Source organism: Staphylococcus argensis (genome assembly GCF_002902305.1).
GTDB lineage: Bacteria > Bacillota > Bacilli > Staphylococcales > Staphylococcaceae > Staphylococcus > Staphylococcus argensis.
The window spans coordinates 38,238-49,257 of the sequence record NZ_PPPX01000011.1 but is presented as its reverse complement, the minus strand read 5'-3'; the positions used below and the strand labels follow the sequence as shown (position 1 = coordinate 49,257).

Sequence of the window (11,020 nt, the reverse complement as noted above, 5' to 3'; positions counted from 1 at the left end):
AAAAATTGCTGACGGTTATTGTAATATCAATGTTTTAGTATTAAACTGTTAGAGTATTTGTGTAATAAAAGGAGAACTTACAGTGAAAAAATACTTTGGTTTTCAAGAACATGGGACGAACTTCAAAAGAGAAATTCTCGGTGGATTGACGACCTTTCTCAGCATGGCTTACATCTTAGCGGTTAACCCACAAGTGCTTAGCCTTGCTGGTGTTAAAGGTGTATCTGAGAGTATGAAGATGGACCAAGGCGCTATTTTCGTAGCAACAGCCTTAGCTGCTTTCGTCGGTTCATTATTTATGGGGCTGATTGCTAGGTATCCAATAGGTCTAGCTCCTGGTATGGGATTGAACGCTTTCTTTGCCTTTACCGTTGTACTAACGATGGGCATTCCTTGGCAAGTCGGTTTGACCGGTGTGCTTTGTTCAGGTATCTTCTTTGCGATACTGACTGTGACCGGGTTGCGTGAGATTATCATCAATGCGATTCCTTATCAGATGAAGATGGCAGTATCGGCGGGAATTGGTTTTTTTATTACTTTCGTCGGCTTACAGAGTTCTGGGATTATCACTAAGAACGATTCTACACTCGTAACTTTAGGTCAACTTACAGATGGGGCAGTACTTCTAGCAATCTTCGGAATTATCATCACGGTGATTCTATATGCCTTGAAAGTACCGGGTGCGATATTCATCGGTATGGTTATTACATCAATTGCAGGTATGATTACAGGTCAGATACATACACCAACGAGTATCGTAGGTAAAATTCCTAGTATCGAACCTACCTTTGGTGCTGCATTTGATGCATTTAAGGACCCAGGACAATTATTCTCAGTCCAATTCTTAATTGTCATTCTGACATTCTTATTTATCGATTTCTTTGATACAGCAGGTACACTTGTAGCAGTTGCAACGCAAGCTGGCATAATGAAAGATAACAAATTGCCACGTGCAGGACGTGCGTTGTTCTCTGACTCACTAGCGACAATCGTGGGTGCGATCTTTGGTACTACAACGACGACTTCTTATATTGAGTCAAGTTCAGGTGTAGCAGTAGGTGCGCGTACAGGCTTTGCTAGTGTGGTTACAGGCTTCTGTTTCTTACTGGCAATCTTCTTCAGCCCTTTAATGGCCGTCGTTACAAGTGCAGTGACGACGCCAGCACTTGTCGTAGTAGGTGTACTTATGGCGGCAAACTTTGCTGAGATCAATTGGAAGCAGTTTGAGATTGCGGTGCCAGCATTTGTGACGATCATCATGATGCCACTGTCATATTCCATTGCGACAGGGATTGCATGTGGGTTTATCTTCTATTCGATCACAATGTTGATTACTAAAAAGCATAAGCAAATTCATCCGATTATGTATGTACTCATGATTCTCTTTATTCTCTATTTCGTGTTTGTGCATGGATAATTAAAAAGGGTTTAGGTTTAACAACGCTGTTGTTAAACCTAAACCCTAATTTTATGTTTGGAATGAGTTGATTTCTTTTAAAATTAAAAGCTAACGAGTCGCTCATTGTAGTTAATGACGTTTTTCATCATTATAAATCGTCTTAGCATGACGGTTCGGAATATATACGGGAGCTGAGAACACAATGAATAGGAAGAAAATCATCAAGAAGAATAGAATCCAGTGTGTAATCAGTCCAACGAAAGGAATGATTGCAATAATCGAACCGATAAGACCAATGAGTGGAATAATCGCCATAGGTTTAATTGAATTCTGACGATCAGCTAGTAATATGATTAGAACGACTGCATATAAGAATGCGTTAAAGAAGATTGGAGACCATCCGCCGTGAACGATAATGAGTCCACCTAAAAACGGGATACCGTATACGCATTCATCTATAATAAGGATAATACTGAGTATAATTAGTGTTAATCGCACACCATTTCTCATTAATGATTAACCACCTTTGTAATATTCTTACCTATAATATACCATATTAAAGTAAAATATTAGAGCAATACGAAATCGACTCATGTAAATCTTAGAAAAAATCCTGGAAAAGGTGTTGAAGTACTTTCTAATATACAGTACAATAACAGGGTATGTGTTAGACAAAAAGTTTAATTAAAGGTAAGCGAAAGCTTGATAAATCAACGCATTTCGTGTATTATATCTAATGTTGGACTTTTAGAAAACGCGATGAAGCGAAAGGTTACTGACACACCCGGCCGCTTTGTCATGGCGTTGTGTGAGATAGTTTTCGTGGAGAAGTCTATCACTTAAATGTAGACGAATAAGGAGGGTAAATTATGGCAAAACAAAAAATCAGAATCAGATTAAAAGCTTATGATCACCGAGTGATTGATCAATCAGCAGAGAAGATTGTTGAAACAGCTAAACGTTCTGGTGCAGATGTTTCTGGACCGATCCCATTACCAACTGAAAGATCAGTTTACACAATCATCCGTGCGGTGCATAAGTACAAAGATTCTCGTGAACAATTCGAACAACGTACACATAAACGTTTAATCGACATTGTAAACCCTACACCAAAAACAGTAGATGCTCTTATGGGCTTAAACTTACCATCAGGTGTAGACATCGAAATTAAATTATAATAGATAACTATAGGAGGTGGACTTTCGATGACCAAAGGAATCTTAGGAAGAAAGATTGGGATGACACAAGTATTCGGAGAAAACGGTGACTTAATCCCAGTAACAGTAGTAGAAGCAGGACAAAACGTTGTCCTACAAAAGAAAACTGAAGAGGTTGACGGTTACAACGCAATCCAAGTAGGTTTCGAAGATAAACAAGGATACAAAAAAGGACGTAAATCAAACAAATTTGCGAACAAACCAGCTGAAGGTCACGCTAAGAAAGCTGACACAGCACCTAAGCGCTTCATTCGTGAATTCAGAAACGTAAACGTTGATGAATACGAAGTAGGTCAAGAAGTCTCAGTAGATACATTTGAAACTGGCGATGTAATTGATGTAACAGGCGTATCTAAAGGTAAAGGTTTCCAAGGTGCTATCAAACGCCATAACCAAGGACGTGGACCAAGCTCACACGGTTCTCACTTCCACAGATCACCTGGTTCAGTAGGTATGGCATCTGACGCATCTAAAGTATTCAAAGGTCAAAAAATGCCAGGTCGCATGGGCGGCAATACAGTTACAGTACAAAACTTAGAAGTAGTTCAAGTTGATACTGACAACAACGTCATCTTAGTTAAAGGTAACGTACCAGGTCCTAAAAAAGGATTTGTAGAAATCACAACTTCAATTAAAAAAGGTAATAAATAATAACGGACGAAAGGAGGAAATGCATAATGGCTAATTATGATGTAGTAAAAGTAGACGGATCTAAATCAGGTTCAGTTGAATTAAATGATGCAGTATTTGCAATCGAACCAAACAACGATGTTCTTTTCGAAGCTATCAATTTACAACGCGCTTCATTACGCCAAGGTACGCACTCTGTAAAGAATCGTTCTGAAGTAAGAGGCGGTGGCCGTAAACCATGGAGACAAAAAGGTACAGGACGCGCACGTCAAGGTACTATCAGAGCTCCACAATGGCGCGGTGGTGGTATCGTATTCGGACCAACACCAAGAAGCTATAGCTATAAGATGCCTAAGAAAATGCGTCGTTTAGCTTTACGCTCAGCATTATCTTACAAAGTACAAGAAAATGGATTCACAGTAGTAGATGCATTTAACTTCGATGCACCAAAAACTAAAGAATTCAAAAACGTACTTACTAATTTAGAACAACCTAAGAAAGTATTAGTAGTAGTTGAAGGCGAAGATGTAAACGTTGAATTATCAGCACGCAACATCCCAGGCGTTCAAGTTACTACAGCTGAAGGTTTAAACGTATTAGATATCTCAAGCGCTGACAGTGTAATCATTACTGAAGCAGCTGCGAAAAAAGTTGAGGAGGTGCTCGGATAATGGAAGCAAGAGATGTTATTAAGCGCCCCGTAATCACTGAGAAATCATCTGCAGCAATGGCAGAAGATAAATATACATTCGATGTTGCGACTACTGCTAACAAGACACAAGTTAAGATTGCAGTTGAAGAAATCTTCGATGTAAAAGTAGACAAAGTTAATATCATTAACTATAAACCTAAAAAGAAACGTATGGGACGTTATCAAGGTTACACAAACAAACGTCGTGTAGCTATCGTTAAATTATCTGAAGGATCAATCGATCTATTCAACTAAAAATAAGTTACCAATAAGGAGGTAAGCGACAATGGCTCTTAAAAAATATAAGCCAATAACAAATGGTCGTCGTAATATGACTACTTTAGACTTCGCTGAAATTACGAAGACTAAACCTGAAAAGTCATTATTACAGCCGCTACCGAAAAGAGCGGGACGTAACAACCAAGGTAAAATGACAGTACGCCATCATGGTGGCGGACATAAACGTCAATACCGTGTTATCGATTTTAAACGTGACAAAGACGGAATCACTGCTAAAGTTGATTCAATTCAATATGATCCAAACCGTTCAGCAAACATTGCATTACTTGTTTACGCTGATGGTGAGAAACGCTACATTCTTGCTCCAAGAAACTTAAAAGTAGGACAAGAAGTAGAAAGTGGCGAAAATGCTGATATCAAAGTAGGTAACGCATTACCACTTCAATTCATTCCAGTAGGTACAGTAATCCACAATATCGAACTTAAACCAGGTAAAGGTGGACAACTTGCTCGTTCAGCAGGTGCAAACGCTCAAGTACTTGGTAAAGAAGGTAAATACGTACTTATTCGCTTAAAATCAGGTGAAGTACGCATGATCCTTTCAACTTGCCGTGCTACGATTGGTCAAGTTGGTAACCTTCAACACGAACTTGTTAACGTTGGTAAAGCAGGTCGCTCAAGATGGAAAGGTATCCGTCCAACAGTTCGTGGTTCTGTAATGAACCCTAACGATCACCCTCACGGTGGTGGTGAAGGCCGTGCTCCAATCGGTATGCCATCTCCAATGTCACCATGGGGTAAACCAACGCTTGGTAAGAAAACACGTCGCGGTAAAAAATCATCTGATAAATTTATCGTACGTAGACGTAAGAAGAAGAAAAAATAATTCTAAAAACTTATTAGTGTGTGCGGCGTAATCGCTGCACGCCATAATAAGAAGGGAGGCGCCAAAATGGCTCGTAGTATTAAAAAAGGACCTTTTGTCGATGATCACTTAATGAAAAAAGTTGAAGCGCAAAGCGGTAATGACAAAAAACAAGTAATCAAAACTTGGTCACGTCGTTCAACTATTTTCCCTAACTTTATCGGTCACACATTCGCAGTACATGACGGACGTAAACACGTACCAGTATATGTTGTCGAAGACATGGTTGGTCATAAATTAGGCGAATTCGCACCAACTCGTACATTCAAAGGTCACGCAGCAGACGATAAGAAGACAAGAAGATAATATCTAACAAGTAGAGGAGGACAATCCAATGGAAGCAAAAGCGGTTGCAAGAACAATTAGAATCGCACCTCGTAAAGTTAGACTTGTATTAGATCTAATTAGAGGAAAAAGTGCTGGGGAAGCTCTTGCTATCTTAAAGCTAACAAACAAAGCTTCATCACCAGTCGTAGAAAAATTATTAAATTCCGCTTTAGCAAATGCTGAGCATAACTATGATATGAACACAGACGAATTAGTAGTTAAAGAAGCATATGCTAACGAAGGACCAACGCTTAAACGTTTCCGTCCACGTGCACAAGGCCGTGCAAGTGCGATCAACAAACGTACAAGCCATATCACAATCGTCGTAAGTGACGGTAAAGAAGAAGCGAAAGAAGCTTAATAATACTTTAAGGAGGGAACACTGTGGGTCAAAAAATTAATCCAATCGGACTTCGTGTCGGTGTCATCCGTGACTGGGAAGCAAAATGGTACGCAGAGAAAGATTTTGCTTCATTATTACATGAAGACTTAAGAATCCGTAAATTTATTGATAAAGCATTAAAAGAGGCTTCAGTATCTCACGTGGATATTGAACGTGCTGCGAACCGTATTAACATTGCTATCCATACAGGTAAACCAGGTATGGTAATCGGTAAAGGCGGTTCAGAAATTGAAAAATTACGTAACCAAATCAATGGTTTAACTGATAAAAAAGTACACATCAACGTAGTTGAAATTAAGAAAATCGATTTAGATGCTAAATTGGTAGCTGAAAATATCGCTCGCCAATTAGAAAATCGTGCTTCATTCCGTCGTGTACAAAAACAAGCGATTTCAAGAGCTATGAAACAAGGAGCTAAAGGTATCAAGACTCAAGTTTCAGGTCGTTTAGGCGGAGCTGACATCGCTCGTGCAGAACAATACTCAGAAGGAACTGTTCCACTTCATACACTACGTGCTGACATCGGTTACGCACATGCTGAAGCAGACACAACTTACGGTAAGTTAGGTGTCAAAGTATGGATCTATCGTGGAGAAGTTCTTCCTACTAAGAACACTAGTGAAGGAGGAAAATAATAATGTTACTACCAAAACGTGTAAAATATCGTCGTCAACATCGTCCGAAAACAACTGGACGTTCTAAAGGCGGTAACTATGTAACATTTGGTGAGTACGGTATCCAAGCGACAACAACATCTTGGATCACTTCTCGTCAAATCGAATCAGCTCGTATTGCTATGACACGTTACATGAAACGTGGCGGGAAAGTTTGGATCAAAATCTTCCCTCATACACCATACACTGCTAAACCATTAGAAGTACGTATGGGTGCTGGTAAAGGTTCAGTAGACGGCTGGATCGCTGTAGCAAAACCAGGTCGTATCTTATTCGAAGTAGCAGGTGTTAGCGAAGAAGTAGCACGCGAAGCATTACGTTTAGCAAGTCACAAACTTCCAGTTAAAACTAAGTTTGTAAAACGTGAAGAATTGGGTGGTGAAACAAATGAAAGCTAAGGAAATTAGAGACTTAACCACTTCAGAAATCGAAGAACAAATCAAATCTTCCAAAGAAGAGCTTTTTAACCTACGCTTTCAGTTAGCTACAGGTCAATTAGAAGAAACTGCACGTATCCGCACAGTTAGAAAAACTATTGCGCGTTTAAAAACTGTCGCTCGTGAAAGAGAGATTGAACAAAGTAAGGCTAATCAATAATTAAATGAAAGAGGAGGTTACAAAAGTGAGCGAAAGAAATGATCGTAAAGTTTATGTTGGAAGAGTCGTTTCTGACAAAATGGATAAAACAATCACAGTTCTTGTTGAAACTTACAAAACACACAAGTTATACGGCAAACGTGTAAAATACTCTAAAAAATATAAAACACATGACGAAAACAATTCAGCTAAATTAGGGGACACTGTTAAAATCCAAGAAACTCGTCCTTTATCAGCTTCAAAACGTTTCCGTTTAGTAGAAATTATTGAAGAATCAGTAATTATTTAATAAAACATTGAGATAAAGGAGGTTTAACTATGATCCAACAAGAGAGTCGCTTAAAGGTTGCAGACAACTCTGGTGCGCGTGAAGTACTAACTATCAAAGTATTAGGTGGATCTGGTCGTAAAACTGCGAACATCGGCGATATTATCGTTGCAACTGTTAAAAATGCTACACCAGGTGGCGTTGTCAAAAAAGGTGACGTTGTTAAAGCGGTTGTAGTTCGTACTAAATCAGGCGTTCGTCGTAAAGACGGTTCTTATATTAAATTTGATGAAAATGCATGTGTCATCATTCGTGACGACAAAGGCCCACGTGGTACTCGTATCTTCGGACCTGTTGCACGTGAATTACGTGAAGGTAGCTTCATGAAAATCGTTTCATTAGCTCCAGAAGTACTATAATTTTAATCAAACCAATTAACACTAAGGAGGTGCCCACATGCATATCAAAAAAGGTGACAACGTAAAAGTTATCGCAGGTAAGGACAAAGGTAAAGAAGGTCAAGTACTTGAAACTCAACCTAAACATGACCGTGTCGTAGTTGAAGGTGTGAACGTAATCAAGAAACACCAAAAACCAACTCAATTTAATCCTGAAGGTGGAATCTTAGAAACAGAGGCAGCAATCCATGTTTCTAACGTACAATTATTAGACCCTAAAACAAATGAACCTACACGTGTTGGTTACAAATTTGTAGATGGTAAAAAAGTCAGAGTAGCTAAGAAATCTGGCGAAGAAATCAAATCTAATAATTAATAATTAGTGAAAGGAGGATCCACTTTGAACCGTTTAAAAGAAAAATTTAACTCAGAAGTTACTGAGAACTTAGTGAAAAAATTTGACTACAGTTCAGTAATGCAAGTACCTAAAATTGATAAAATTGTAGTGAACATGGGTGTAGGTGACGCTGTTCAAAACTCTAAAGTATTAGACAACGCTGTTGAAGAGTTAGAACAAATCACTGGTCAAAAACCATTAGTAACTAAAGCGAAAAAATCAGTCGCTACATTCCGTTTACGTGAGGGTATGCCAATCGGTGCGAAAGTTACACTTCGCGGTGAAAGAATGTACGAATTCCTAGATAAACTTATCTCAGTTTCATTACCACGTGTACGTGACTTCCACGGTGTTTCTAAAAAATCATTTGATGGTCGTGGAAACTACACATTAGGTATTAAAGAACAACTTATCTTCCCTGAGATTGACTATGATAGAGTAAGCAAAGTACGTGGAATGGATATCGTCATCGTTACTACTGCTAACACTGACGAAGAAGCTCGTGAGTTATTAACTCAATTCGGTATGCCATTTCAAAAATAACTCTAAAGGAGGCTAATTAAATGGCTAAAAGTTCAATGGTAGCTAAACAAAAGAAAAAACAGAAGTTCTCTGTACGTGAATACACACGTTGTGAACGTTGTGGACGTCCACATTCTGTATATCGTAAATTCAAATTATGCCGTATTTGTTTCCGTGAATTAGCTTACAAAGGCCAAATTCCTGGCGTTCGTAAAGCAAGCTGGTAATACAAACAAGTCTGAAAGGAGGCAACAATCAATGACAATGCAAGATCCAATTGCAGATATGCTCACTCGCGTGCGTAACGCTAACATGGTACGTCACGATAAATTAGAGTTACCTGCATCAAATATCAAAAAAGAAATCGCTGAAATCTTAAAAAATGAAGGTTTCATCAAAAATGTTGAATTTGTAGAAGACGATAAACAAGGTGTTATTCGTTTATTCTTAAAATATGGTCAAAACAACGAACGTGTAATCACTGGTTTAAAACGTATTTCTAAACCTGGTTTACGTGTTTACGCTAAAGCTGATGAAGTTCCTAAAGTATTAAACGGTTTAGGTATTGCATTAGTATCAACATCTGAAGGTGTTATCACAGATAAAGAAGCTAGAAAACGTAATATCGGCGGAGAAATCCTCGCTTACGTTTGGTAATCATTAACAAGGAGGTGCGATAACATGAGTCGTGTTGGTAAAAAAGTAATCGAAATCCCTAATGACGTAACAGTTTCTATTGACAACAATACAGTGACTGTTAAAGGTCCTAAAGGCGAATTATCAAAAACATTAAGTGAGAGAATGACTTACAAACAAGAAGATAACGCATTAGAAGTTATCCGTCCTACTGATTCTCAAGAAGACAGAACAGTACACGGTACTACTCGTGCTTTAATCAACAACATGGTACTTGGTGTATCACAAGGTTTCAGCAAGTCACTTGAACTTGTTGGTGTAGGTTACCGTGCTCAAATGCAAGGTGAGAACTTAGTACTTAACGTTGGTTACTCTCACCCAGTAGAGATCAAAGCTGAAGACGGTATCAGCTTCTCAGTTGAAAAGAACACAAACGTGACGGTATCTGGTATTTCTAAAGAATTAGTTGGAGCTACTGCTTCAAACATCCGTTCAGTAAGACCTCCAGAACCTTATAAAGGTAAAGGTATTCGCTACAAAGATGAATACGTTCGCCGTAAAGAAGGTAAGACTGGTAAATAATAAATAACACTCTATAGAAAGGAGTATTGACATGATCAGCAAAATTGATAAAAACAAAGTACGTTTAAAAAGACATGCTCGTGTTCGTACTAAATTATCTGGTACAGCTGAGAAGCCTCGTTTAAACGTTTATCGTTCAAACAAACACATCTACGCTCAAGTAATCGACGATGTGAAAGGCGAAACTTTAGCGCAAGCTTCAACTAAAGACAAAGAACTTGCTAACGAATCAGGTTCTAAAGTCGAAATGGCTTCTAAAGTAGGCGCAGCAGTCGCTAAAAGAGCTCAAGACAAAGGAATCTCTACAATCGTATTTGACCGTGGAGGTTACTTATATCACGGACGTGTGAAAGCTTTAGCAGAAGCTGCACGTGAAAACGGATTAGAATTTTAATTTAAAAGGAGGGACACTTAAATGGCTCGCAGAGATGAAGAAACTAAAGAATTTGAAGAACGCGTTGTAACGATTAACCGTGTTGCTAAAGTTGTTAAAGGTGGACGTAATTTCCGTTTCACTGCATTAGTTGTAGTCGGAGACAAGAATGGTCGCGTAGGTTTCGGTACTGGTAAATCTAAAGAGGTACCTGAAGCGATCAAGAAAGCTGTTGAAGATGCTAAGAAAGAACTTATCGAAGTTCCTCGTGTTGAAGGTACTACACCTCATACAATCACAGGACGTTATGGTTCAGGAAATGTCTTCATGAAACCAGCTGCTCCTGGTACTGGTGTAATCGCTGGTGGTCCAGTTCGTGCCGTACTTGAATTAGCAGGTATCACTGACATTTTAAGTAAATCACTAGGTTCAAACACACCAATCAACATGGTGCGTGCAACAATTAACGGTTTACAAAATCTTAAAAACGCTGAAGATGTTGCTAAATTACGCGGCAAATCAGTTGAAGAACTTTACAATTAAGGAGGGAATATAAGTTATGGCTAAATTACAAATTACCCTCAGTCGTAGTGTGATTGGTCGTCCAGAAACTCAACGCAAAACAGTTGAAGCACTTGGATTAAAAAAGACTAACTCTACAGTAGTTGTTGAAGACAACCCAGCAATTCGTGGTCAAATCGACAAAGTAAGTCACTTATTGACTGTTGAAGAAAAATAATT

General features: G+C 38.7%; 22 protein-coding genes. 21 read left to right on the top strand and 1 reads right to left on the bottom strand.

Annotation, left to right across the window (positions count from 1 at the left end; all coding sequences use genetic code 11):
- The first annotated feature begins 82 nt into the window (after positions 1-82).
- On the top strand, positions 83-1,417 hold the full coding sequence (locus CD039_RS07225) for an NCS2 family permease (protein WP_103371740.1): 1,335 nt from the start codon (positions 83-85) through the stop codon (positions 1,415-1,417).
- A gap of 111 nt (positions 1,418-1,528) precedes the next feature.
- Here the strand turns inward: CD039_RS07225 and CD039_RS07220 are convergent, their stop codons facing one another.
- Complete coding sequence (locus tag CD039_RS07220) at positions 1,529-1,909, bottom strand: hypothetical protein (protein WP_103371739.1); 381 nt, start codon at positions 1,907-1,909, stop codon at positions 1,529-1,531.
- 359 nt (positions 1,910-2,268) lie between these two features.
- On the opposite strand from CD039_RS07220, the gene rpsJ reads away from it, so the two are divergent.
- The 20 genes from rpsJ to rpmD all read left to right on the top strand — a co-directional run bounded on the left by rpsJ (position 2,269) and on the right by rpmD (position 11,018).
- Positions 2,269-2,577 carry a 30S ribosomal protein S10 gene (gene rpsJ, locus CD039_RS07215; protein WP_002471362.1) on the top strand — a complete coding sequence of 103 codons (309 nt, stop codon included), beginning with the start codon at positions 2,269-2,271 and terminating at the stop codon, positions 2,575-2,577.
- 27 nt (positions 2,578-2,604) lie between these two features.
- A complete protein-coding gene (gene rplC, locus CD039_RS07210; RefSeq protein WP_049407656.1) occupies positions 2,605-3,267 on the top strand; it encodes a 50S ribosomal protein L3 in 663 nt (220 codons plus the stop codon).
- Between the two features lie 26 nt (positions 3,268-3,293).
- The gene (gene rplD, locus CD039_RS07205; RefSeq protein ID WP_002471375.1) at positions 3,294-3,917 is read left to right on the top strand and encodes a 50S ribosomal protein L4; all 624 of its coding nucleotides are present in this window, start codon (positions 3,294-3,296) and stop codon (positions 3,915-3,917) included.
- Entirely contained in the window at positions 3,917-4,192 is a 276-nt protein-coding gene (gene rplW / locus CD039_RS07200) for a 50S ribosomal protein L23 (RefSeq protein ID WP_002471342.1), read from the top strand. The genes rplD and rplW overlap by 1 nt, the downstream gene beginning before the upstream one ends.
- A gap of 31 nt (positions 4,193-4,223) precedes the next feature.
- On the top strand, positions 4,224-5,063 hold the full coding sequence (gene rplB, locus CD039_RS07195) for a 50S ribosomal protein L2 (RefSeq protein ID WP_103371738.1): 840 nt from the start codon (positions 4,224-4,226) through the stop codon (positions 5,061-5,063).
- A gap of 66 nt (positions 5,064-5,129) precedes the next feature.
- Positions 5,130-5,408 carry a 30S ribosomal protein S19 gene (rpsS, locus tag CD039_RS07190; protein WP_002471283.1) on the top strand — a complete coding sequence of 93 codons (279 nt, stop codon included), beginning with the start codon at positions 5,130-5,132 and terminating at the stop codon, positions 5,406-5,408.
- A gap of 28 nt (positions 5,409-5,436) precedes the next feature.
- The gene (rplV, locus tag CD039_RS07185; RefSeq protein ID WP_002471313.1) at positions 5,437-5,790 is read left to right on the top strand and encodes a 50S ribosomal protein L22; all 354 of its coding nucleotides are present in this window, start codon (positions 5,437-5,439) and stop codon (positions 5,788-5,790) included.
- A 23-nt stretch (positions 5,791-5,813) separates the two neighbouring features.
- Positions 5,814-6,467, top strand: a complete 654-nt coding sequence (rpsC, locus tag CD039_RS07180; protein WP_002471267.1) for a 30S ribosomal protein S3 — start codon at positions 5,814-5,816, stop codon at positions 6,465-6,467.
- Positions 6,468-6,469: 2 nt separating this feature from the next.
- On the top strand, positions 6,470-6,904 hold the full coding sequence (rplP, locus tag CD039_RS07175) for a 50S ribosomal protein L16 (protein ID WP_049407661.1): 435 nt from the start codon (positions 6,470-6,472) through the stop codon (positions 6,902-6,904).
- Complete coding sequence (rpmC, locus tag CD039_RS07170; protein WP_000644737.1) at positions 6,894-7,103, top strand: 50S ribosomal protein L29; 210 nt, start codon at positions 6,894-6,896, stop codon at positions 7,101-7,103. The genes rplP and rpmC overlap by 11 nt, the downstream gene beginning before the upstream one ends.
- Before the next feature lie 25 nt (positions 7,104-7,128).
- Positions 7,129-7,392 carry a 30S ribosomal protein S17 gene (gene rpsQ, locus CD039_RS07165; protein ID WP_002471371.1) on the top strand — a complete coding sequence of 88 codons (264 nt, stop codon included), beginning with the start codon at positions 7,129-7,131 and terminating at the stop codon, positions 7,390-7,392.
- Between the two features lie 29 nt (positions 7,393-7,421).
- Positions 7,422-7,790, top strand: coding sequence for a 50S ribosomal protein L14 (gene rplN / locus CD039_RS07160; RefSeq protein WP_002471341.1), 369 nt, complete (start codon positions 7,422-7,424; stop codon positions 7,788-7,790).
- A 37-nt stretch (positions 7,791-7,827) separates the two neighbouring features.
- On the top strand, positions 7,828-8,145 hold the full coding sequence (gene rplX, locus CD039_RS07155; RefSeq protein ID WP_002471259.1) for a 50S ribosomal protein L24: 318 nt from the start codon (positions 7,828-7,830) through the stop codon (positions 8,143-8,145).
- Between the two features lie 24 nt (positions 8,146-8,169).
- On the top strand, positions 8,170-8,709 hold the full coding sequence (rplE, locus tag CD039_RS07150; protein WP_103371737.1) for a 50S ribosomal protein L5: 540 nt from the start codon (positions 8,170-8,172) through the stop codon (positions 8,707-8,709).
- A 20-nt stretch (positions 8,710-8,729) separates the two neighbouring features.
- The gene (locus CD039_RS07145) at positions 8,730-8,915 is read left to right on the top strand and encodes a type Z 30S ribosomal protein S14 (RefSeq protein WP_002471303.1); all 186 of its coding nucleotides are present in this window, start codon (positions 8,730-8,732) and stop codon (positions 8,913-8,915) included.
- A 31-nt stretch (positions 8,916-8,946) separates the two neighbouring features.
- Positions 8,947-9,345, top strand: a complete 399-nt coding sequence (gene rpsH / locus CD039_RS07140; RefSeq protein ID WP_002471330.1) for a 30S ribosomal protein S8 — start codon at positions 8,947-8,949, stop codon at positions 9,343-9,345.
- A 24-nt stretch (positions 9,346-9,369) separates the two neighbouring features.
- Positions 9,370-9,906 carry a 50S ribosomal protein L6 gene (gene rplF, locus CD039_RS07135; protein ID WP_002471299.1) on the top strand — a complete coding sequence of 179 codons (537 nt, stop codon included), beginning with the start codon at positions 9,370-9,372 and terminating at the stop codon, positions 9,904-9,906.
- Between the two features lie 31 nt (positions 9,907-9,937).
- Complete coding sequence (gene rplR, locus CD039_RS07130) at positions 9,938-10,300, top strand: 50S ribosomal protein L18 (protein ID WP_002471319.1); 363 nt, start codon at positions 9,938-9,940, stop codon at positions 10,298-10,300.
- A 21-nt stretch (positions 10,301-10,321) separates the two neighbouring features.
- A complete protein-coding gene (gene rpsE / locus CD039_RS07125; protein WP_002471257.1) occupies positions 10,322-10,822 on the top strand; it encodes a 30S ribosomal protein S5 in 501 nt (166 codons plus the stop codon).
- 16 nt (positions 10,823-10,838) lie between these two features.
- Positions 10,839-11,018 (top strand): 50S ribosomal protein L30, encoded by a 180-nt coding sequence (gene rpmD / locus CD039_RS07120; RefSeq protein WP_002471339.1) that lies wholly within the window; start codon positions 10,839-10,841, stop codon positions 11,016-11,018.
- The last annotated feature ends 2 nt before the right edge of the window (positions 11,019-11,020 follow it).

Bases quoted from the DNA above. Each gene is read 5' to 3' on its own strand.
- CD039_RS07220 (WP_103371739.1), bottom strand. From the start codon at position 1,909: ATGAGAAATGGTGTGCGATTAACACTAATTATACTCAGTATTATCCTT.
- rpsJ (WP_002471362.1), top strand. From the start codon at position 2,269: ATGGCAAAACAAAAAATCAGAATCAGATTAAAAGCTTATGATCACCGA.
- rplC (WP_049407656.1), top strand. From the start codon at position 2,605: ATGACCAAAGGAATCTTAGGAAGAAAGATTGGGATGACACAAGTATTC.
- rplD (WP_002471375.1), top strand. From the start codon at position 3,294: ATGGCTAATTATGATGTAGTAAAAGTAGACGGATCTAAATCAGGTTCA.
- rplW (WP_002471342.1), top strand. From the start codon at position 3,917: ATGGAAGCAAGAGATGTTATTAAGCGCCCCGTAATCACTGAGAAATCA.
- rplB (WP_103371738.1), top strand. From the start codon at position 4,224: ATGGCTCTTAAAAAATATAAGCCAATAACAAATGGTCGTCGTAATATG.
- rpsS (WP_002471283.1), top strand. From the start codon at position 5,130: ATGGCTCGTAGTATTAAAAAAGGACCTTTTGTCGATGATCACTTAATG.
- rplV (WP_002471313.1), top strand. From the start codon at position 5,437: ATGGAAGCAAAAGCGGTTGCAAGAACAATTAGAATCGCACCTCGTAAA.
- rplP (WP_049407661.1), top strand. From the start codon at position 6,470: ATGTTACTACCAAAACGTGTAAAATATCGTCGTCAACATCGTCCGAAA.
- rpmC (WP_000644737.1), top strand. From the start codon at position 6,894: ATGAAAGCTAAGGAAATTAGAGACTTAACCACTTCAGAAATCGAAGAA.
- rplN (WP_002471341.1), top strand. From the start codon at position 7,422: ATGATCCAACAAGAGAGTCGCTTAAAGGTTGCAGACAACTCTGGTGCG.
- rplX (WP_002471259.1), top strand. From the start codon at position 7,828: ATGCATATCAAAAAAGGTGACAACGTAAAAGTTATCGCAGGTAAGGAC.
- CD039_RS07145 (WP_002471303.1), top strand. From the start codon at position 8,730: ATGGCTAAAAGTTCAATGGTAGCTAAACAAAAGAAAAAACAGAAGTTC.
- rpsH (WP_002471330.1), top strand. From the start codon at position 8,947: ATGACAATGCAAGATCCAATTGCAGATATGCTCACTCGCGTGCGTAAC.
- rplF (WP_002471299.1), top strand. From the start codon at position 9,370: ATGAGTCGTGTTGGTAAAAAAGTAATCGAAATCCCTAATGACGTAACA.
- rplR (WP_002471319.1), top strand. From the start codon at position 9,938: ATGATCAGCAAAATTGATAAAAACAAAGTACGTTTAAAAAGACATGCT.
- rpsE (WP_002471257.1), top strand. From the start codon at position 10,322: ATGGCTCGCAGAGATGAAGAAACTAAAGAATTTGAAGAACGCGTTGTA.
- rpmD (WP_002471339.1), top strand. From the start codon at position 10,839: ATGGCTAAATTACAAATTACCCTCAGTCGTAGTGTGATTGGTCGTCCA.